17 protein-coding genes are annotated in these 20508 nt (G+C 70.5%); 12 read left to right on the top strand and 5 right to left on the bottom strand.

Features of this window, described 5'->3' with window-relative positions; genetic code table 11:
- Positions 1–45 precede the first annotated feature (45 nt).
- Positions 46–1929 (bottom strand): chorismate-binding protein, encoded by a 1884-nt coding sequence (locus tag D7I44_RS05760; RefSeq protein WP_120788613.1) that lies wholly within the window; start codon positions 1927–1929, stop codon positions 46–48.
- A 178-nt stretch (positions 1930–2107) separates the two neighbouring features.
- Here D7I44_RS05760 and D7I44_RS05755 point away from each other — a divergent pair, with 178 nt between their 5' ends.
- The 12 genes from D7I44_RS05755 to D7I44_RS05700 all read left to right on the top strand — a co-directional run bounded on the left by D7I44_RS05755 (position 2108) and on the right by D7I44_RS05700 (position 15269).
- Positions 2108–2788 carry a hypothetical protein gene (locus tag D7I44_RS05755; RefSeq protein WP_120788612.1) on the top strand — a complete coding sequence of 227 codons (681 nt, stop codon included), beginning with the start codon at positions 2108–2110 and terminating at the stop codon, positions 2786–2788.
- Between the two features lie 72 nt (positions 2789–2860).
- Positions 2861–3145, top strand: a complete 285-nt coding sequence (locus D7I44_RS05750; RefSeq protein WP_220093838.1) for a hypothetical protein — start codon at positions 2861–2863, stop codon at positions 3143–3145.
- 13 nt (positions 3146–3158) lie between these two features.
- Positions 3159–4601, top strand: coding sequence for a hypothetical protein (locus D7I44_RS05745; protein ID WP_120788611.1), 1443 nt, complete (start codon positions 3159–3161; stop codon positions 4599–4601).
- Positions 4598–5323, top strand: coding sequence for a hypothetical protein (locus D7I44_RS05740; RefSeq protein WP_120788610.1), 726 nt, complete (start codon positions 4598–4600; stop codon positions 5321–5323). The genes D7I44_RS05745 and D7I44_RS05740 overlap by 4 nt, the downstream gene beginning before the upstream one ends.
- Complete coding sequence (locus tag D7I44_RS05735) at positions 5316–6395, top strand: hypothetical protein (RefSeq protein WP_120788609.1); 1080 nt, start codon at positions 5316–5318, stop codon at positions 6393–6395. Before D7I44_RS05740 ends, D7I44_RS05735 begins: the two co-directional genes overlap by 8 nt.
- A 1-nt stretch (position 6396) precedes the next feature.
- Positions 6397–10917 (top strand): type VII secretion EssC family protein, encoded by a 4521-nt coding sequence (locus tag D7I44_RS05730; protein WP_120788608.1) that lies wholly within the window; start codon positions 6397–6399, stop codon positions 10915–10917.
- A 104-nt stretch (positions 10918–11021) separates the two neighbouring features.
- Positions 11022–11348: a hypothetical protein gene (locus D7I44_RS05725; RefSeq protein WP_120788607.1), complete on the top strand. Its 327-nt coding sequence runs from the start codon at positions 11022–11024 to the stop codon at positions 11346–11348.
- Positions 11349–11356: 8 nt separating this feature from the next.
- Positions 11357–12790, top strand: a complete 1434-nt coding sequence (locus D7I44_RS05720) for a WXG100 family type VII secretion target (protein ID WP_120788606.1) — start codon at positions 11357–11359, stop codon at positions 12788–12790.
- Positions 12791–12803: 13 nt separating this feature from the next.
- The gene (locus D7I44_RS05715; protein WP_120788605.1) at positions 12804–13415 is read left to right on the top strand and encodes a hypothetical protein; all 612 of its coding nucleotides are present in this window, start codon (positions 12804–12806) and stop codon (positions 13413–13415) included.
- Positions 13412–14044: a hypothetical protein gene (locus tag D7I44_RS05710; RefSeq protein ID WP_162940077.1), complete on the top strand. Its 633-nt coding sequence runs from the start codon at positions 13412–13414 to the stop codon at positions 14042–14044. The genes D7I44_RS05715 and D7I44_RS05710 overlap by 4 nt, the downstream gene beginning before the upstream one ends.
- Entirely contained in the window at positions 14028–14801 is a 774-nt protein-coding gene (locus D7I44_RS05705) for a hypothetical protein (RefSeq protein WP_120788603.1), read from the top strand. The genes D7I44_RS05710 and D7I44_RS05705 overlap by 17 nt, the downstream gene beginning before the upstream one ends.
- 171 nt (positions 14802–14972) lie before the next feature.
- Positions 14973–15269 (top strand): WXG100 family type VII secretion target, encoded by a 297-nt coding sequence (locus D7I44_RS05700; protein ID WP_120788602.1) that lies wholly within the window; start codon positions 14973–14975, stop codon positions 15267–15269.
- Between the two features lie 59 nt (positions 15270–15328).
- Here the strand turns inward: D7I44_RS05700 and D7I44_RS18395 are convergent, their stop codons facing one another.
- The 4 genes from D7I44_RS18395 to D7I44_RS05680 are packed head-to-tail and all read right to left on the bottom strand — an operon-like array spanning position 15329 to position 20493.
- Positions 15329–15970: an FHA domain-containing protein gene (locus D7I44_RS18395; protein ID WP_120788601.1), complete on the bottom strand. Its 642-nt coding sequence runs from the start codon at positions 15968–15970 to the stop codon at positions 15329–15331.
- Positions 15971–15979: 9 nt separating this feature from the next.
- Positions 15980–18253, bottom strand: a complete 2274-nt coding sequence (locus D7I44_RS05690) for a transglutaminase domain-containing protein (RefSeq protein WP_120788600.1) — start codon at positions 18251–18253, stop codon at positions 15980–15982.
- On the bottom strand, positions 18250–19521 hold the full coding sequence (locus D7I44_RS05685; protein ID WP_120788599.1) for a DUF58 domain-containing protein: 1272 nt from the start codon (positions 19519–19521) through the stop codon (positions 18250–18252). The genes D7I44_RS05690 and D7I44_RS05685 overlap by 4 nt, the downstream gene beginning before the upstream one ends.
- A 3-nt stretch (positions 19522–19524) precedes the next feature.
- On the bottom strand, positions 19525–20493 hold the full coding sequence (locus D7I44_RS05680) for an AAA family ATPase (RefSeq protein ID WP_120788598.1): 969 nt from the start codon (positions 20491–20493) through the stop codon (positions 19525–19527).
- Positions 20494–20508: the final 15 nt, after the last annotated feature.

Here is a 20508-nt window from a genome sequence, read left to right as displayed (position 1 = left end):
GCTTGCGGCAGCGCGCGGTGGAATGCGTAACGCGCGGATGGCCGATCACACGCGGGCCGGCGCCGGCACCAGCGCATGCTCGACCAGGCGGAGCAGCGTCGCGTAGCCGTCTGAAGACAGCACCGACTCGAGGTGACCCTGGATCGAGGCGACACCAGGGCCGCGCAGAGCCGTCACGACGCCGTCAGGGTCGACGGATGCCTCGAGCTCGACTTCCGGGCGGATCGTTTCGCGACGTTCGCTTCGACTCAACGACCGGGGAGCACGCGCGCCGAAGGTGTTGTAGAAGCCGATCGCCGCAGGCTCGCCGAAGACGTCGACCTCGAGGCGCACGCCCTGGCGCGGCGCCGGCAACGGCGCGAGCTCATAGCCGGCGAGCTCGGCGAGCACCTGGTGGCTCAGGCACACCGCGAGCAGCGGCGCGCCGGCGCGCAGCCGCTCGAGCATCAGGGCGCGCAGCCGGGCGATGCGACGATCGGACAGATCGCGCGGGTCGCCCGGCCCGGGACCGAAGACGACGAGGTCGTGGTCGCCGACCGAGTCGACCTCGGCCCACGGCGCGATCCGTACCTCGAGCCCGAGGTGCCGCAGCTGGTGGGCGAGCATCGTCGTGAACTGATCCTCGTTGTCGACCACGAGGGCGGTTCTGCCGGCAAGGGCCGCGGCTGAGGCATCCGTCGCCTGCGGCCTGACCCAGAACGACGCGAGCCGCTCGTTGCGTGCGGCCAGCGCGTCCGCGACGCCCGGCTGCGCGTTCAGATCGAGAGCGGCGGCGGATGCCTGCCGCGGCAGCAGCCCGAGAGCAGCCAGCACCCCCGAGGCCTTCGCGTGCGTCTCGGCGACCTCGCCCTCCGGCGTCGAGTGCCGCACGAGCGTGGCGCCGGCCGGCACGGTGAGCCGGCCGCCGTCTTCGAGGTACGCGGTGCGGATCAGGATCGGGGCGTCGAGAGAATAGCCGGACGGGCTGGTCTCGAAGAACGCCAGCACCCCCGCGTAGTACCCGCGCGGTTTCGGCTCGTGCCGCGCGATCACGGCGCACGCGTTCTGCATGGGCGAGCCGGTGACGGTGGGCGCGAACATCGTGAGCCGCAGCGCCTCGCGCAGGTCGAGCGAGGTGCGGCCCTCGAGCAGGTACTCGGTGTGGCTGAGGCGCGACATCTGCTTGAGGTAGGGGCCGAGGATGCGACCGCCCTCCGGGCACACCGCGCTCATCATCTTCATCTCCTCGTCGACGACCATGAAGAGCTCCTCGCTCTCCTTCACGTCGGCGAGGAAGCCGAGCGCGCCGGCGTGCGTGGGCCCGTCGGCGGGGTGGCGGTAGGTGCCGCTGATCGGATTCATCATCGCCACGTCGCCCTGCACCGAGAGGTGCCGCTCGGGGGTGGCGCCGACCATCCGAAGGTCATCGAGGCCGACCGCGAAGGTCCAGTAGGCACCGGACTCGTCGGTGAGCAGCGCGCGGAACCAGGACAGCAGGGCGGGCACGGTCGGGGCATCCGTATGCCCGACGAAGCTGCGTTTGATCACGAAGTTCGAGCCCTCGCCGCGCCCGATCTCGTCGGCGATGACCCGGCGCACGATCTCTGCGTACTCCTCATCGGGAACGTCGAAGCCCTGCGCGTCGACGTGCGCCGGGGCATCCGGCAGCAGCTCAAGCACCGCGTCGAGCGGCATTCGCTCGCTCTCGGTCACGACGAGGCAGCGCAGCGGCGCCCCGTCGTCGTGCGCCGCGAAGCCGCGCTCGCGCACCTGGCGGAACGGCACGGCCGACAGCACGGGGCGGCCGTCGAGCGGGATGTCGGCGAGCGCGTCGACGTCGACGACCTCGCCGGTCAGCACCTCGACGTCGGGGCTGCCTTCGCGCCGCAGCAGGGCGAACGGCAGCGCCCCGTCGGAGGCGGCGATGCGGGTGAGAAGCGGGTGGTCCATGGCAGTCCTCGTGGTTCTGCCGCCTGGCGGAGAGACCGCCCGCTTACGCGAAACGACCGCCCCGGGAGGCGGTCGTCGTATGGGTACGCGTCGGCTCGCCTAAGAGGCGGGCCACCAGTTCTGGGTGAGACGCGTGTGCATGCCTGGGACAGTAGCACGGCCGCGATAGCCTGCGCACATGTCGACGCAACACCATCCCGTCGGCCGCAGATCAGCCGCCGTCTACCGGCGGCGTCGCTTCGTGGTGCTGCTCGTTCTGCTCGCGATCGTCGCGGGCGTCCTCTTCCTCGTCTTCCGCCCGGGCTCGGGCGGCGCGGCGACGGCCGGCGGCAGGCCGACCACCCCGGCTGCGGCCTCTCAGACCCCGCAGCCGACAGGCTCGGGCACCTCCCTTCCCGGCCCTTCGTCGAGCGCGAGGCCGGCGGCGACCCCGAAGGCGACGCCGGCGGCGGCCGGCCAGCCGTGTGCGCACGGGAACATCGACGTCGAGGCGATCACGGACGCCTCGAGCTACAAGTCCGGCGCCCAGCCGCTGCTCTCGCTGTCGCTCACCAACACGGGCTCCGTCATGTGCACGATCGACGCCGGCACGGCGACCATGGTCTTCACGGTGACGAGCGGCAAGGAGCCCTACTGGACGTCGACCGACTGCCAGAGCAATCCGGTGCACACCGACATCAAGCTCGAGCCGAAGCAGACGCTGACGTCGACGCCGATCGCGTGGGACCGCACCCGCTCGTCGACGTCGACGTGCGGTGGTCCCCGGCCCGCAGCGCCCGCAGGCGGCGCCTCGTACCACCTGTCGGTGTCGGTCGCCGGCATCGCCTCCGCGACGAGCAAGCAGTTCCTGCTCTATTAGGGGACTCCTCCCCATGGGTGCCGCCGCCCCGCCCCGATATTCTCGGTGCACGGGGAAACATGAGGGGGACGGATGCCTGACCTGCGCGTCGATGTCGCGATGTTCGCTGAGCTGGGGAGCGAGCTCAGCCGCGTCGCGACGGAATTCGCCGATGCGAACACGAACAGCGACACGATCGCCGACGCCGTCGGGCACAGCGGTCTCGCCGACACGGTGCGCGACTTCGCGCACAAGTGGGATGACAAGCGCAAGGCCATGACCGGCGACATCCAGACGTTGGCGAAGTTCGCGACCGAGATCGGCGAGGGCTTCGGCCAGACCGATCACGGGCTCGCCGACGCGGTGAGCGGCCAGTGAGTGCGGTGGCCCGGTGAGGCCCGCGGCCGCGCAGTGGCAGGCTGTCGGCTACGGCTCCGATCCCGTTCCCGGCGACCCCGACGTCGTCGCCCAGGGCGGCAGCGACTATCTCGCGGTCGCCGACGCGATCGTCGGGGCCAAGAGGCGGCTCGAGGCCATCGACCTCGACGGCCAGATCTCGCGGGCGGTCGACGAGCTCCTCGAGAAGACCGGCGACGTCGCGAGCGACATCGGCAAGGCCGAGGCGCGCTACCGCGCGGCGGGCCAGGCGCTCACGGCGTACGCACCCGCGCTGCGCACCGCTCAGGACGACTCGGCGACGGCGCTCTACCGCGCGAGCTCGGCGCTCCAGGCATCCGACTCTGCGAACTCGAACCGGCAGTACTACCTGACTCTCGCGCAGTCCGAGACGGATCCCGCCTCGCAGCTGCAGTACACGAATCTCGCGAAGCAGTCGGGTGACGACGCCGACGACGCGACGGCGAGCGTGGCGGCCTGGCGCTCGCAGATCGACGCGGCCGCGGCCACGCGCGACGCCGCCGCAGAGCGGGCGATCTCGCACATCCAGGAGATCACGAGCCACGACGGGCTCAAGGACTCGTGGTGGGACAACTGGGGCAAAGACCTGCTCGAGAAGATCACCGACATCGCCGGGATCGTCGCGAGCATCGCGGGCGTGCTCGCGCTCTGCGTCGCGTGGATCCCGGTCGTCGGCCAGGTGCTCGCCGCGGCGCTGCTTGTGGTCACCGCGGTCGCCGCGGTCATCAACGCCATCGGCAACACGGTGCTCGCGATCACAGGCGACCGCACCTGGGGGCAGGCGATCGTGAGCATCATCGGCGCGGCGCTGTGCTGCCTCGGCATCGGCGGTGCACTGCGTGTGCTCGCCCAGGCCGGGAAGGAGGGCGTGGTCGTCGCGAACTCCTCGGCGGTGCTGCGGAGCACGAACGTGCTCGAGAAGGTGATGACCCCGTCGCGGGCGGAGAAGATCGCGACGCAGATCAACCGCATCGCGAGCAGGCAGACCCTCGCGGACGGCGAGACGATGGACACCGTGACCGCGCAGCACATCATGGAGCTCGACCCCACGGTGCTCGACGAGTCGATGCGCGCGTGGGCGACCCCGGTCGACGAGCTCGAGAACGGCCAGCTGCTCTCGCGCGTCTACGGCGGCGGCCCGAACGGCTCGACGGAGTTCGGCAAGTCGTATTCTTCGCGGATGCCCGACGAGTACCACGACCCAGCCGAGACGCTGGGCCTGCCCAAGGAGAGCGTCCCCGACACCCTGGTGCGGGTGAGGGTGGTCGACGCCTCCCGTGCCGACATCACCCGGCACGCGCTGCCCTACGAAGGCCGTATCGGCGGCGCGCCCGAGTACAAGTTCCCCGGCGGTGAGATCACTCCAGACGTCAAGGGGCTCGAGAAGCTCGACACAGTGAAGCTGAGTCTGCCGTGAGCGGGCGCGTCGATGAGCTGACGTTCGACTACCCCTTGGTCGTGTGGGCCGTCCTGCCCGGGAATCCGCTGTTCATCGAGCTGGCCGCGCACGATGACGTCGGCGGCCGCATCGGCGGCTTCCGCACCTGGGCGCGGGCAGACGGCCACTACTTCCGCGTCGAGAGCCAGTACAGCAGCGTGATCGACGGGCGTTGGCAGGGCGACGCCTGGCTGTACGAGGTGGAGGGCGGACTGCCGGCAGACACGCGGCCCGATGCCGGTCAGCGGCAGCCGCGAGGCGAGGTCGAGATCTCGGTCGACCGCGACGACGCGCGTGCGCGCTTCACGCACCTCGTCGAATGGGACAGGCAGCAGCGCGAGCACGCTGCAGAGGACGAGCAGACAGCTATCGACAGCGGCCTCTGGGTCCGCGACCCCGGCGGCGAGATCGCGCCCGTCGTGCTGATGGAGGCCTCCGGCTCCGTGGTTCCGAGCCTGTACCCGCGCGCGGAGTGGCCGGCCGGCTGGCCTGTGCGCGGTGCCGTGTTCCTGCGCCCGTTCGACAGGAAGCATCCGCGCCCGAGCACCGACGGCGCCGCGATGCGGCTCGAGCTCTTCGACCGCGGCGACAGCCCGCAGCAGACGGCCGCCTTCGTGCGCAAGGGCAAGCTGCGCCCCTTCGAGACCGTGCTGATCGGCGGCCGGGACGCCGTGCAGAAGGAGAATGTGACGGATGCCTGACGACGAGCCGATCTATGTCGAATCCGCTCCTGACGTCGGCTCGGAACGGCTGACCGCCGCGCTGGCCGCCGTCGACGTGCCGGCCATCGGGCAGGCGCTGCGGCACGACTACGTGATCGTCCCGCTCATCACCACGGCCGACGGCGAGACGCAGAACCGGGTCTACCGCACGAAGGAGCCGGAGGGCGGGAAAGCCTTCGACTTCGGCATCTTCTCCTCCACCGAGGCGCTCTCCGCCTTCCTCGGCCCCGACCAGTCGCGCCTCTTCGAGATCGTGAAGGGCAGCGAGCTGCGCGACTTCTTGCGCACCCAGCAGGGCGCCATCAAGCTCGTCCTCTTCGACCCGGCCGGCCCGCACCCGGTGAGCGCGACCGTCGAGGACGTGATCTGGTCGCTCGAGCCGCGCCTGCTCGACGACGACGTCGCGTGGGCGACCGCCGAGCCCGGAAGCGGCGCGTCCGCTGTGGCAGCGGGAGACCGCGCGATCGCCATCGATACCGCGCTGAGCCGCGACTGGGCGGTCGTCGACGTCACCGACGCCGACACGCGCAGGCAGCAGGTGCGGGAGCTGCTCGACACGCAGCTGGGCGGATTCCTGAACCGGAAGCTCCGCGCCGACTTCGAGGCGTGGTTCGCCCGGGCCTCGGAGCTCGCGCTCGGTGCGGGCGGCCGCTTCCTCGCCTTCCTGATCCGCCGCAGCGACAAGGCGGCGGCCGCGGTGAACCTGGCGCTCTACTGGCACGAGCTCGGCCCGGCGATCGGCGACGCGAGCCACCTCGAGCGGCTGACCGAGCGGCTGCGCGCGGAGCTCGCCGAGGGCGACGAGCTCGTCGGCGCAGAGACGCCGGCCGGACCGTTCGTGAGGAACACGCGCGTGCGCGGCGCGGCGGCTGAGCTCGAAGCATCCGATCGGCCCCTTCTCATCGTGGACTACTGGCTCGGGTTCCCCGACGGTCGCGGCCTCGCGCAGTACAGCTTCTCCAGCCCGCACGTCGATCAGCGCGATGCGCTGCTCGTGCTGTTCGACAACATCGTCGTGCGTTCGCGCTGGGTGATGGATCAAGGGGAATGACGTGCGGCTGAAGCTGACGCTGGCCAGGCAGTCGGGACAGTCCGACGACATCGTCGTGACGACGGATGCCGTGGCGACCGTCGCCGACGTGGCGGCGGCGATCCGCCGATTGGACCCCAAGGGGCAGGAGTGGGCCGTCGGGGGTGAGGGCCGCGTTCTCACGCTCGGTGTCGCCATGCCGGGGCAGCAGCAGCCCGACGTGCTCTCGCCCGACATTCCGATCGGCGAGGCGCAGATCGGCGACGGCGCGACGGTGCTGCTCGCCGATGCGACGAGCTACGGCGCCGCGCGGGCGGCTGCCGCGCAGACCGTCGCTCGGCTGCGCATCCTGACCGGGCCCGCGGTCGGCACCGTCTACCAGATCCCGGCAGGGTCGACGACGATCATCGGCCGCGACGCGAGCTGTGACATTGTGATCGCCGACCCGTTCGTGTCGGGGCGGCACGCGCGCATCCACGCCTCCGGCGGCATCGAGCTGGTCGACTTGGGCTCGGCCAACGGCCTCGTCGTCGACGGCGGCATCGTCGATCGCCTGCCGATCCGGCAGGCGGTGCGGGTGCTGATCGGCGACACCGAGGTCGAGATCGTCCCCGTGGCACAGCAGGAACGGCCTCAGGCATCCCTCATCGGCGCGCCCGGCGCGGCCGGCGCGAAGGCCGGCCCGGTGCTGTTCAACCGCTCGCCGAAGGTCGAGACCCGTTATGTCGGCGCGGAGTTCGAGGTGCCCGAGGTCCCGCAGGAATCCGAGCCCCAGCCGATCCCTTTGATCGCGCTCGCGACGCCGGTTCTGATGGCGGGCGTCATGTACATGATCACGCAGCAGGTCGCCTCCGTGGCGTTCGCGGCGATGTCGCCGCTGATGGTCGTCGGCAACTGGTTCATGGGCAAGCGCCAGCGCACGTCGAAGCTGAAGCGCTCGGTCGAGCGCTTCGACGCGGGGCTCGACGGGCTCACCGCGACGCTCGGCCGCGAACGCGAGAAGGAGGCGGCGCAGCGCGCTCGCGAGACCCCGTCGACCGAAGAGGTCTATGACGCCGCGGTCACACGGAAGCCGCTCCTGTGGACGCGCCGCCCCGAGCACTGGTCGTTCCTCAACGTGCGCCTCGGCGTCGGAGCGGTCACGTCGCGCAACACGATCGACGTGGCATCCCGCCCCAATCTGCTCGTCGAATTCCAGGATCGACTCGACGCGGTCATCGAGACGCACCGCACGCTGCCCGGGGTGCCGATCACCGAGAACCTGTACGACGCAGGTGCGATCGGCATCGCCGGCGACCTCGCGCAGACCGCCGGCGTGCTGAACGCACTGCTCGTGCAGCTCACCGGCCTGCACTCGCCCGCCGAGCTGACCGTGGCGGCCATCGTCAGCTCGCGCTGGTCGCGCGAGGTCGAGTGGCTGAAGTGGATGCCGCACTCATCGAGCGTGCACAGCCCGCTGGAGGTGGGCCAGCTCGCCGACAGCGAGTCGAGCGCGGGTACGCTGCTGTCGAACCTCGAGGGGCTCATCGCGCAGCGACTCGCCGAACGGCGCACGGCAGAGCGCCGCGGCGCGGCGATGCAGAAGCAGGCCGCCAACGAGCGCGGCGCGAACGTGGCAGACGGCGACGCGGCGTCGGGCACGCGGTCGCCGATCCCCGCGGTCGTGGTCGTGGTTTCCGACGACGCGCCCGTCGACCGCGGACGGCTGATCCAGCTCGCCGAGTCCGCGGCCGACGCCGGCGTCTTCCCGATCTGGGTCTCGCCCGACATCGCCTCGTTGCCCGCCGTGTGCCGCAGCTATCTCGCGATCGACAGCGCGGGCACTGCCGAGGTCGGCTTCGTACGCCTCGGCGAGCACATCGCCGACGTCGTCATCGAGCCGGTGGATGGCGCCCGCGCCCAGGCCTATGCCCACCTCATGGCGCCTGTCGTCGACGCGGGCGCGCCCGTCGCCGACGCGAGCGACCTGCCGCGCAGCATCTCGCTCGTCACGCTGCTCGGCCACGATCTCGCCGAATCCGCTGCCGCGGTCGTCGATCGCTGGAAGCAGAACGACTCGATCCACGACCGCTCGGGCGGCGCGCTCACGCCACGTCGCGCGGGGAAGCTGCGTGCGATCGTCGGCTCGGGCGGGCACGACCCGATGCACCTCGACCTGCGCACGCAGGGCCCGCACGCGCTCGTCGGCGGCACGACGGGCGCCGGCAAGTCCGAGTTCCTGCAGGCGTGGGTGCTCGGCATGGCCGCCGAGTACTCGCCCGATCGGGTGACCTTCCTCTTCGTCGACTACAAGGGCGGCTCGGCGTTCGCCGACTGCGTGCAGCTGCCGCACTGCGTCGGCCTCGTCACCGACCTCTCGCCGCACCTCGTGCGCCGCGCGCTGACCTCGCTGCGCGCCGAGCTGCACCACCGCGAGCACCTGTTCAACCGCAAGAAGGCCAAGGACCTGCTTGAGCTCGAGAAACGCGGCGACGCCGACAGCCCGCCCGCGCTCGTGCTCGTCATCGACGAGTTCGCGGCGCTCGCCGGCGAGGTGCCCGAGTTCGTCGACGGCGTCGTCGACATCGCCCAGCGCGGTCGCTCGCTCGGCATCCACCTGATCATGGCCACCCAGCGCCCTGCCGGTGTCATCAAGGACAACCTGCGTGCCAACACGAACCTGCGCGTCGCGCTGCGCATGGCGGACGAGTCCGACTCGCAGGACGTGATCGGGGTCAAGGACTCCGCGCATGTCGATCCCGCGATCCCGGGGCGCGGCTACGCGAAGACCGGGCCGGGGCGCCTCGCCGGGTTCCAGTCGGCGTATGCAGGCGGCTGGACGACGCGGGAGCCCGAGCGCGCAGACATCCAGGTCGCCGAGCTGCGGTTCGGGGGCGAGAACCGGTGGGAGGACTCGTCCGCCCCGGCATCCGTCGTAGATCATCAGCGCGATCTCGGGCCGAACGACCAGCAGCGCCTCGTCCAGACGATGATCGGGGCGCACCGTCTCGCGGCCATTCCCGACCCGCGGCGCCCGTGGCTCGACGAGCTCGCGCCCGTCTACGACCTGTCGAAGCTGCGGCAGCGCACCGACGCGGAGCTGCTGCTCGGCGTCGCCGATGTGCCGGAGCAGCAGGAGCAGACGACGCAGTACTTCCGGCCGGATGCCGACGGGCACCTCGCCGTCTTCGGCACGAGCGGATCGGGGAAGACGACCGTGCTGCGCACGGTCGCGAGCGCGGCGGCGATCACGCCGCGCGGCGGCCCTGTGCACGTGTACGGGCTGGATTACGGCGCAGGATCATTGCGGATCCTCGACCGCCTGCCCCACGTCGGCGCGATCGTCGCCGGCGAGGACACCGAGCGCGTCGTCCGCCTCTTCCGCACCCTGCAGGGCGAGCTCGTGCGGCGCGCCGCGGCCTGGGCCGAGGTGAACGCGTCGAGCATCGCCGAGTACCGGCAGCTCGCGGGGCGGCCGGGGGAGCCGCGCATCCTGTTGCTGATCGACAACTTCACGAACTTCAAGGACGACTTCGAGGTCGCCGCGGGCCGCGCCCAATGGTACGACGTCTTCCGCGACGTGCTCGCGGACGGGCGTCGCCTCGGCATCCACGTGGCGCTCACGGCCGACCGCGCGGGAGCGGTCCCGACGTCGATCGCGGCGTCGATCCAGCGCCGGGTCGTGCTGCGTCTCGCCGACGACGGCTACGGCGCGCTCGGGGTGCCGAGCGACATCCTCGGGCCAGCATCCGTTCCGGGGCGTGCGATCGTCGACGGGCACGAGACCCAGATCGCCATCCTCGGCGGAACCACCTCGGTGTCCGAGCAGGGCGAGGCGCTCGGCCGCCTTGCCGAGGCGATGGGCCGCGCGGGCGTCGCGCCCGCGCCGAAGATCGGGTCGCTGCCGAAGGAGTACACGCAGAGCTCGCTGCCGGCGTCCGTCGGCGGTCAGCCCGTGCTCGGCCTCAGCGACCTCGACCTCGGGCCGTATTCGTTCGAACCGAGCGGCACCGTGCTGCTCGCCGGCCCCCCTGCGAGCGGCCGGACGACCGCGCTGCAGACGATCGCGACCGCTCTGCTGCGCACAGAGCGCGGCGCGCGTGCCTACTACTTCGGCAACGCGCGCTCGGCGCTCGCGCGCCTCGAGCTGTGGGCGGATGCCGGCACGGACCCTGACGCGGTGGCGACGCTGGCGCGCGATCTGCTCGCAGCGGTGACCGACCCTGACACGGAGGGGCGAATCGGCATCTTCGTCGAGACCGTCGGCGACTTCCTGCAGACCCCAGCCGACGGCCCGCTCGTCGAGCTGATCAAGGCGGTGCGGCGCAGCGACCACCTGCTGGTCGCCGAAGGCGAGACGAGCGCGTGGGGCTCGTCGTGGCCGCTGTTCGGCGAGGTCAAGAACGGCCGCCGCGGCATCCTGCTGCAGCCGGAAGCGGTCGAGGGCGACATCCTGCTCAAGACGGCGCTGCCGCGCATGGCGCGCAGCGAATTCCCGCCAGGGCGTGGTGTGTATATCGCGCGCGGCCAGCACGTGCGCGTGCAGCTGCCGCTGCCCGGGTGACCGGGGAGGCACCGATGGGGAGTGCTCCCCGTCGCTGTCGTCCGGTGCGCCCAGTAGGTTGAAGACAGGTCCCGGGGGAGGGGCCGGGTGACATGGGGGACGCAATGGGACACGATCTTCAGCTCGATCTGCAGAGACTCAGAGCGCTCTATGACGAACTGAGCGCGGTGGCCAGAGAGTTCGAGGGCGCCGACAAGCTGAGCGATTCGCTTGCGGATGCGACGGGCCACGACGACCTCGGCGGCAAGGTCCGCGACTTCGCGCACTCGTGGAACGACAAGCGGGAGAAGATGAACGGCAACGTCACGGCGCTTCGCGACCAGGTGAAAGCGATCTCTGACGGTTTCACGCAGGTCGACGCCGGCCTTGCCAGGGCATTGCAGACGAGTGCGGATGCCGGCCCCGCAGCCGCGCCCCGGGTGAAGAGCTAGCCGGCGAGATGGCCGACACAGAGTTCCAGCCGCTGACCGGCGACCCCGGCTATCTCCGGCAGCAGGCAGCCCATTACGAGCAGGTTGCACGAGACATCGCCCAGGCCGTGCAGACCCTGACCGCGATCACGAACGAGCGGATGCGCAGCACGGCCATCGACGCGCTCAAGGACAAGTCGGAGGATGTCGCCGACGACATCTCGAAGGCATACGACCGTTACGACAAGACCGCGCAGGCGCTCTCCGTCTATGCTGGCGCGCTGGATCAGGCGCAGCAGGACGCGAACGCGGCGATCGCCGACATCGCGCAGCAGCAGGGCGACGCGGATCAGGCCGACCGCGCGGCAGCGACGGCGCATCAGGCGGCCGATTCTGCTGCAGACGCAGACAAGGCGGCTGCCGCCACGGCGGCGGACAGGGCAGACGACGCCGCCAGCGCCGCGAGTCACGCCCTCGACGCAGCCAAGGCCAGATGGCATGACGCCGTGGACCGCAAGAATGCGGCAGCGCGCACCGCGGCCGGTGCGATCGACGACGTCGTCAACGGACCGTCGAACCACGGTCTCAAGGACAGCTGGTGGGACAACTGGGGCTCCGATCTGTACACGGCGTTCAAAGCGGTGTGCAAGTGGGCCGGCATCCTGGCCATCTTTCTGGCCTGGGTCCCGTTCCTGGGGCAAGCGCTGCTCGTGCTCGCAGCCATCGGTGCGCTGCTCGATCTGATCGACTCCATCGTCAATGTGATCCAGGGCGACGGCAGCTGGTGGGACGTGCTGCTCGCGGCGGGCGGGGTGGTGCTCAGCTTCGTCGGCGCCGCCGCCTTCGCGCGCATCGCGAAGGGCCTGAAGTCGGTCGCGATCATCAAGAACGTGTCGCGGGTCGGCAAGCTCGAGCGGACCGCCGACAAGGTGTCCGAGATGCGCAGCATGCGCAGCATCCTCAACGTTCGCGAGGGCGAGACGATCGCAGGGAAGCTGCGCCCCTCGTCGACCTCGCGAGTGAAGATGTTCAGCAAGGCATGGACCAGGAGCATGTTCAAGGACTCCCTGGCGAAGTTCCAGCCGAAGCTCTCCATGGCCGACATCGCCAAGCTCAGGCCGACGTCGGTCGGTGACGCAGTGAAGCAGGCGTGGATCAAGGGCGTCATCCCGAACCCGCGAGTGATCGCCGGTCTCAGCGATGACTACGTGCAGATCGCTCGGCTCGTCGCCAAGAATCCTGAGCTGCTGCATTCCCCGCAGTTCGTCAAGCCCGCGCTCGCGCTTTCGCTCTACGAGGGGAACGAGATGTTCGGCGTCGACGCCTTCGGGAAGCCGAACGCGGTGCCTTCGCTGATCAGTGACCCGCTGGGTAAAGTCACAGGCACCACGTTCGGACCGACCCGAGACCTGGTGACGACCGTACCGAAGCTCGTGCACGACGACTGGAAGTGGTCGGGCTGATCGAAGGAGAGACATGGCACTGTTCGGCAAAGCGAGACCGCGGCCGATCGCAGACTTCGACATGGGACTGGACCCGGGCTGGCAGGGTGTCGATGCCGGTTCGCAGGACTGGCCGGCGAGCGTGGCGGGCGCTCTCGGCCTGACCGCCGCACAGCGCGAGCCGCTCGAGTACCAGCTCGGTGTCATCCAGTCGCGCGTCGCCGAACTGGACGAGCTCGGCTCCCAGTCGTTGGTCTGGATCCCCGAGACCGCGCCTGACCACGTCAGGTGCACTCTCACCATGGCCATCCGGCCGCGCCACGACGCGGGCCCGGAGAGCTACGCGGCCGTGCTCGCCGCCGAAGAGGCCGATGGCACCATCGAACAGTCCTATGACGTCGTCCGCAGCTGGACGGCCGAGGTCGACGCGGGTCCGATGGCCTGCGCCTACTACCTCATCACCTACGCGCCGGGGGGCGAGGAAGTGCCGCACAGCGAGGCCCGCGCCGTCTACCGCGTGTTCCCGCCGCAGTCGTCGGAGGACTTCGAGATCGTGTTCTCGACTCAGGACCTGGCGGACTTCGCCGACTTCGTCGAGGTCACCACGAACTACCTGACCACGTTGACCGTCGTCCTGGGCAAGTGACCGGCATGCAGGTGAGGCGGATGCTGTCGGACGACAGAGTCTTCAGCGTCGTCCTCCCTGGCTCATGGAACTGGATCCCGATCGCCGATCGAGAAGACCGTGCGCGGCGGATCCAGGCACTGGTGAGGAAGCAGGTCGGCAGGAACGACCGGCTCGCGAGCCGCCGGCGCCAGCTGCGCGACGAGCTCACGAAGTCCGCGAAGGACGCGGAGGCCGCAGGCGCGATCGCGTTCGCAGTCGCCACGGAACTCCTGCCCGGCATCCCGTTCAGCGGCGCGATGATGTCCCGCCTCGACGTATGGCCGGTCGACTGCGCCGGCATCGACGACCCGGCGCAGCGGCTGGATGCGGCGTTCCACGGAAGCACGCCGATCGAGACTGTTTCGGGGCCGGCTGCCCGCACGGCGGTTCCCGGCGTGCAACGGTACACCGAGCACGAGACGCCATCGCTCGACATCGACTACTGGGCGCCCGCGCCGAGCGGGAACGCCGTGCTCGCCACGCACGTGTCGTTGCCGATGGCGCCGGAGCCAGAGCTGTTCATCGAGCTGTTCGACTCTGTGATGGGCTCCCTGGAGTGGGTGCGGCTCATCGAGACCGAGGCCGAGACCGATGTCGAGCAGCGATAACGTCGCGGCCGGCCGCGACGCCTCGTCGCGACCGCGCGTATCGCCGCTGGCTGTTGCGCTCCGCCCCTTCGGCTACGCGCTGGTCACGGTCGCATGGTTCGTCATCCTGCTGATCGCTGCAGCGCTCGCGCTGTGCTGGTTCGTGGTTCCGGAGGGGCCGCTCAGCGCATGGCCCCGGCTGACGACCGACCTGGCAGGCGACCCGAAGGAGGCCTTCGCGGCGATCGTCGTGTTCGCGCTCGTGCTGCCGCTCACGTGGGGGCTCGCCCTGACCATCGTCGGCATGGCCCTCGGCCCGTTCCTGCTCGCGGCGCTGGCCCTCTCGCGCTCCATGCGGCCGTCGTTCCGCCACGAGAAGCTGACAGGGACCAATCTGCGCTACGACACCGCAGGTGGCCCCGGCGCAGCCGTCACCGGCGTGGCGATTTCGCTGCTGCCGAGACGGCACACCCCATACAGCCTCTGGGCGACGCGGGTGAACGCCCGGGCGTGGATCATCAACTTCCAGAGCTATCTCGGGCTGGTGTGTCTCAGCTACGTCGAATTCCTGCTCGTGTTCCTGTTCCGCTGGCCGCTGCACAACCCCGTCGGAATCGGCGTCGTCGTGATCTTCGCCGCCGCTTTCGGAGTGCTCGCGGTCGGCCGGCTGAGGGCCGGCTGGCGCCGGCTTCAGGTGTTCGGGGAGGACGGCGAGCTGCCCACCTTCGTCAAGCTCGACGCGGCAGGCAGGGTTCAGGCACCCGACAAGGATGATTAGGGCGCCGATCGGCATCCGCCCCGGCCGGCATGGGGAGTGCTCCCCGTTCCCACCTTCTGGTGCGTTGGCTAACTTAGATGTCAACAAGCCGGTCGGCCAGGGGGCCGTCGCTCACGGACAACACCGTTCGGTGGCGCGGGCTTGCCGACAACCAACAGGGGAGTACCACTCATGGCTAACTTGAACGTCACCTACGGCGACATGACCTCGGCCGCCCAGCGTCTCACCGCTGGCAAGGACGACATCACCGCGAAGCTGCACGAGCTCCAGGCCCTCGTCAACAACCTCGTCAGCGGCGGCTTCGTGACCGACACCGCGTCGGGCGCCTTCCACAGCTCGTACGAGCAGTTCACCAAGGGCACCACGCAGGCGGTCAACGGCCTCGACGGTATGTCGCAGTTCCTGACCAAGGCGGCCGACGCACTGCAGAACGTCGACCAGCAGCTCGCCCAGGGCATCGGCGGCTGATCGCAGTCACGAAAGCGGGACCGGTTCATACCGGTCCCGCTTTCGTTTGAGCGGATGCCTCAGCTACGCGTGACCGTCACGGTGAAGGAGCCGAGCTGCAGCTGCGAGCCCGACCCGACCGGCGAGGTGCGCCCTGGCTCGAGCACGGTCACTGCGCCGCCCGGTGCGATCACCGCGAGACCGTTCGTCGAGTGCAGGTCGGTGACCATCAGGTAGTCGAGCTCGGGCACGAGCAGCGCGTGGGTCTTCGACAGCGACTTGGCGGGGTCGGCGAGCGGCAGCAGCGTGGCGCCCGGGGCGGCGGCGGTGACGGTCGGATTCCGGCCCACGAAGGTCGCCCCGGCTAGAGGCAGGGCCGACCCATCGGTGAGCACGAGCGACCAGGTCGGGCCGGGCACCGAGTCGGGGCGCGTCACCTGCGGCGTCTGCTCCGTCACCGCCGCCGGCTCGATCGGAGGCGCCGGCGGCGGCGCGGGCACCCGGGCGGGCGGAGCAGGCGGTGCCGCAGGGGCGGGTATCGGCCCGGACGGCCGGAAGCTCGGGATTGTCGGCCCTGTCGTGTGCCCGGGGCCCGGGCTGGGGGTGAAGAACGGCATGCCGCCAGGCGCGGCCGGCACCTGCTCGCGCTGCGGAGCGCCGTCGGGCTCGCGCGGTGGCGGCAGCAGCCCAGGAGGCGGCGTGATGTATCCGTCGTCAGACATCGCGGCCCCCTAGCTTCGGCTGTAACGGTAGTCGGAGAGCCTGCGGCGCACCCAGCCGAGACCGCCGCGGGCGTGCGTCAGAACGCCGTCGACGTCCTTCCAGAGCGCGTCGGCCGTCTCGTCGGCGAGCTGGCCGGCCGAGAACACGGCATGGTCGACGCGGCGCGCGAGCGGTCCGAGGACGCCGGGCTGGACGGCGACGCCCGATGCGTCGCCCGACGTCTCGTAGTGGCGCACGAGTTGCGTGCGGGTGGCGACGTGGCCGGGGCGGTCGAGGCCCAGCTCGCGGAATCCGCTCGCCAGCTCTGCCCATGCACCGGCCGCTCGCCGGTCGACCGGGCCGCCCGCGCGCTTTCTGCGCCGCCGCTTGCGCAGCAGCCACACGACGAGCAGAGGCAGGAAGACGATCGCGAGCAGCAGGAGCAGGCTGCCGCCCGCCCAATACGCCCACGCGGGGATCTGAAGGCCGTCCTGGGTCTTCTTCTTGTCCTGGTCCTTGGTCTGCACCGGGGTGAGCAGCTGGTCGTCCTTCGGGTGATCGCGCGGAGGCTGGCGCACCTGGGGCTGGGGGATGATCTTCGGCTTGACGGTCTGGTCCTTCGGGGCGTCCGTCTTCGTCGGCGTCGGGAAGAACGGAACCCAGCCGACGCCCTCGAATGCCACTTCGTCCCAGGCGGTGACATCGTTACCCGTGACTGGCACCAGGCCGGCCTTCTTCGGAACCTTGGCGCCGAGCACGACCCGCACGGGATAGCCGAGCGAGTGCGCCATGAGCGCGAACGCGGTGACGTACTGCTCCTGGTCGCCGACCATCGGCGACTGGGTGAGCAGCTGCTCGACGCGGTCGGCGCCCTCACCCGCTCGGGAGGGCACCGGGTCGCTCGCGCGGCCGTGGCTCAGGTAGCCCTGGTTGACGAGGGACTTCTGCAGGTTGTCCAGGGTCTGCAGTGCGGTCGTCGCGCCGCCCGCGTACTGCTTGGCGGTGCTCGCGACGACGTCGGGGACGCTCGCCATGGTCGGCGCGTCGACGCGCGCCGCGGGGATGGCGGCGAGCGCTTTGTCGTTCGGCACCTCGAGCGCTGTGACGTCGAGGTCGTAGCTGAGGCCCGACTTCACCCCTGAGGTCAGCGCGACCGTGCCGGTCTCGGTGTTGACGCGCAGATTCTGCGAGAGCTTGGACGCGTCGGGCCCTTCGAGCGACAGCCCCGTCGGGTAGCTGGCGTCGGGCAGCCAGACGCCGGAATAGCCTTTGATCGTGATGTTCGCCTTCGTGGTCGCGCCCGGGGTGAACAGCTTCGGCTGCGGCAGATCGGTGCCGAGCAGCCGGAAGGCGCCGGAGCCGTCAGCGGTGCCCGCGTCGCGCGACACGTTCCAGACCACGCCGTCCCAGCTGTCCATCGTGGCGATGCGCACGTACGAGCCGGGCGTGAGCCCGTCTTCCGTGAACAGCGTCGTCTTGGTCTGGTCGTTGACATAGTGCCGGAACGCAGCGAGCGGGCTCGGGTAGTCGAGCGGGTCGAACGGCGGCACGATCTCGTCGCGGGCGACCACGCGCTTCGCCGTCGCCGGCTGCACGACCGCGCCGACGAGGCTTCCCGCGATGAGCGCTCCGAGCACGACGGTGCCGACGCCGATGAGCCTGCGGCGCGCGGCGGCGCTGCGTGACGCGACGTTCGCCGCGGCATCCGACCCGGCGCGCGAGCAGACCCAGACCAGTGCGATCGCCGTGAACAGCACGCCCCGCGCGCCCGCGAGGAACGTGAGGTGCGTGCCGAGCACAATGGTGGCGATCAGCAGAGCGAGTGGCACCGCCGTCGCGACGACGCGCCGCAGCGCCGAGCCCGAACCCTGCCGCACCGGCCAGTAGGCGACGATCGCGCCCGTGATCACGGCGCACGCCCAGGTCGCGAAATATGCCAGAACGGGAATGTACGGAGGCGCCTCGAGCGGAACCGTGAGGGTGACGGCGTCGGACCAGCCGAAGACCGCACCGCGTACGAGGCCGTCAAGCGTCTCGAGGTTCGGCAGCACACCGAAGGTTGCGGCCGTCGGCATCGCCAGCGCACTGCCGAAAAGGACGTATGCGGCGATCGCGATCACAACGCCCGTGATCAGCGTCTGATTCAGCCGGCGGGCCAGCACGATCGACCCGAGTCCGACGACGAGGCCGCCGAACACGGGAAGCGCGAACACCGCTCCGCCGTACATCGGCTGGAAGCCGAGGGCGGCGAGCGCGACGAGGGCGGCGACCACGCCGAGCTCGATGAGCAACCGGCGGCTCATTGGCGGGTCCCCAGACGCGACAGCATGAGCGGCAGCTCACGCAGAGCGGCGATCGACGCGACGGTCACGGGGCCGGAGCGGCGCATGACGGCTTCGCCGCCGAGGTCGGCTCGCACCGCAGTGAACACGGTGTCGTGATTGAACAGCGTCGCGACGGCCCGCAACTCGGCAGCGGGCGTCTGCGAGCCGACCACGAGCAGCACGACGCTCGGCTGCGCGCGGCGCGCCGCGAGGGCGCGGACCACCTCGCGCAGCGGCTTCGCGCCGCGCCTGACCGGGTCGACGCGGCACGAGTCGTCGAGCAGCGAGACCGGCGAGCCCGTGTGCAGCACCCCGCCGTCCCACCCTGCGGTGATCTGGCTCTCTTCGCCGATGACATGCAGGCCGACGGATGCCAGTACGGACACCGCCAGCTCGAACTCGTCGCCGCTCGCATAGTGCGCGGCGTCGGCGCCCAGCACGAGCAGCATCTGCGAGCGTCGGGTCTCCTGGTACTGCCGCACCATCAGCTGACCGGTGCGCGCTGAGGTGCGCCAGTGCACATTGCGCATCGAGTCGCCCTGCTCGTACGGCCGCAGCGCGTGGAATGCGAGGTCGCTGTTGGTGATGGTCTTGGTCGGCTGCCCCTCGAGGTCGCGCACGAGGCCCTGAGCGGATGCCTTCAGCCGCGTGGTGACGGGGTGCACGAACAGCTCGATGCGGTCGGTCCAGTTCTGGGTGCGGCGCAGCAGCCCCAGCTGGTCGCCGCGCACCGAGGTGGCCGGCCCGGCAAGGATCAGGGCGCGCCGCTGCGTCGGCACGGCGAACAGGTCCTCGTGCTCCTGCCCGGGGGCGAGCCGCGGCACCTGGAACTCGGCGTTGGCGACGCCGACCGGCAGCTCGATGCGGCTGCCGAACACGGGCCGGGTTCCCGAATTCGTGACACCGATGCGCCCGAGCGCCCGCCCGCCGACGACGACCCGGCGAGGGTTGAGCTCGACGGTCACCGCGTAGGTGGTGCGGCCGATCGCATACACCGAGGCGATCGCCAGGGCGGCGGCCAGCGTCGCGCCGATGAACACGAGCTCGGACCAGTGGAGGAGGAAGCCGGCGATCAGGCATCCGATCGCACCGCCGATCACAATGCGCCCGGGCATCGGCACCGCGCCCGCTGCCGTACGGCTGGCGCGCGCGACCGGCGCCGCCGCGCGCGTGACGGGCTCGATGTAGCGCATCGAGCGCGTCGAGAGCGACGCAAGACGCGAGGTGAAGGTGTCGGCGACGCTCATCGCTCAGGCGACTCGCGTGGTCGGGGGCGCGACGGCCGCGAGCGCCCGCTCGACGACGTTCGCCCCGGTCACACCGGTGAACTCGGCCTCGGGGTCGAGGATGATGCGGTGGGCGAGCACGGGCACCGCGAGCTCCTGGATGTCGTCGGGCGTGACGTAGCTGCGCCGGTCGGTGAGTGCCCAGACCTTCGCGGCGCGGGCGAGCGCGAGGGCGCCGCGGATCGAGACGCCGAGCGACGCATCCGAGTCCTGACGGGTGCGCTCGACGATGTCGCTCAGGTAGGTCATGACCGCGGCGTCCGCGTGCACCTCTGCCGCGAGCTGGGTCATCGAGGCGATGACGGATGCCTGGATGATCGGCTTCACCGCGTCGGAGCGGGTGCGGTTCTGCGAGTCGAGCAGCAGGTTCACCGTGGTCTGCCGGTCGGGGTAGCCGAGGCTCGTCTTGATGAGGAAGCGGTCGAGCTGCGCCTCGGGCAACGAGTAGGTGCCGGCCTGCTCGACGGGATTCTGCGTCGCGATCACCATAAACGGCGTGCCGACGGGGTGCGGGGTGCCGTCGACGGTCACGACGCCCTCCTCCATCACCTCGAGCAGCGCCGACTGCGTCTTCGGGCTCGCGCGGTTGATCTCGTCGGCGAGCACGACCGAGGCGAACACAGGGCCGGGATGGAACTGGAACGACCCGCTCGACTGGTCGTAGATGGTGACGCCCGTCACGTCGGAGGGCAGCAGGTCCGGCGTGAACTGGATGCGCGACTGCGAGCCCTCGATGCTGTTCGCGAGCGACTTGGCGAGCACCGTCTTGCCGGTGCCCGGCACGTCCTCGAGCAGCACGTGGCCACCGGTCAGCATGCTCGTCACGACGAGCTTGATGACCTCGTGCTTGCCGAGGATCGCCTGATCGAGGTTGGCGATCAGCTGCGCGACGGCGTCGGCGAACCAGTCGGCCTGCTCCTGGCTTACGGGCATGGTGAGGTCCTCATT

This window comes from Gryllotalpicola protaetiae (assembly GCF_003627055.1).
Lineage (GTDB): Bacteria > Actinomycetota > Actinomycetes > Actinomycetales > Microbacteriaceae > Gryllotalpicola > Gryllotalpicola protaetiae.
The sequence above is the reverse complement of the archived record's forward strand: the minus strand, read 5'-3'. Positions and strand labels throughout refer to the sequence as shown.

Coding starts and splice junctions, on each gene's coding strand:
- D7I44_RS05715 (WP_120788605.1), top strand. CDS start 12,804: ATGGCACTGTTCGGCAAAGCGAGACCGCGGCCGATCGCAGACTTCGAC.
- D7I44_RS05685 (WP_120788599.1), bottom strand. CDS start 19,521: ATGAGCGTCGCCGACACCTTCACCTCGCGTCTTGCGTCGCTCTCGACG.
- D7I44_RS05755 (WP_120788612.1), top strand. CDS start 2,108: ATGTCGACGCAACACCATCCCGTCGGCCGCAGATCAGCCGCCGTCTAC.
- D7I44_RS05760 (WP_120788613.1), bottom strand. CDS start 1,929: ATGGACCACCCGCTTCTCACCCGCATCGCCGCCTCCGACGGGGCGCTG.
- D7I44_RS05700 (WP_120788602.1), top strand. CDS start 14,973: ATGGCTAACTTGAACGTCACCTACGGCGACATGACCTCGGCCGCCCAG.
- D7I44_RS05705 (WP_120788603.1), top strand. CDS start 14,028: ATGTCGAGCAGCGATAACGTCGCGGCCGGCCGCGACGCCTCGTCGCGA.
- D7I44_RS05690 (WP_120788600.1), bottom strand. CDS start 18,253: ATGAGCCGCCGGTTGCTCATCGAGCTCGGCGTGGTCGCCGCCCTCGTC.
- D7I44_RS18395 (WP_120788601.1), bottom strand. CDS start 15,970: ATGTCTGACGACGGATACATCACGCCGCCTCCTGGGCTGCTGCCGCCA.
- D7I44_RS05720 (WP_120788606.1), top strand. CDS start 11,357: ATGGCCGACACAGAGTTCCAGCCGCTGACCGGCGACCCCGGCTATCTC.
- D7I44_RS05750 (WP_220093838.1), top strand. CDS start 2,861: ATGCCTGACCTGCGCGTCGATGTCGCGATGTTCGCTGAGCTGGGGAGC.
- D7I44_RS05735 (WP_120788609.1), top strand. CDS start 5,316: ATGCCTGACGACGAGCCGATCTATGTCGAATCCGCTCCTGACGTCGGC.
- D7I44_RS05725 (WP_120788607.1), top strand. CDS start 11,022: ATGGGACACGATCTTCAGCTCGATCTGCAGAGACTCAGAGCGCTCTAT.
- D7I44_RS05680 (WP_120788598.1), bottom strand. CDS start 20,493: ATGCCCGTAAGCCAGGAGCAGGCCGACTGGTTCGCCGACGCCGTCGCG.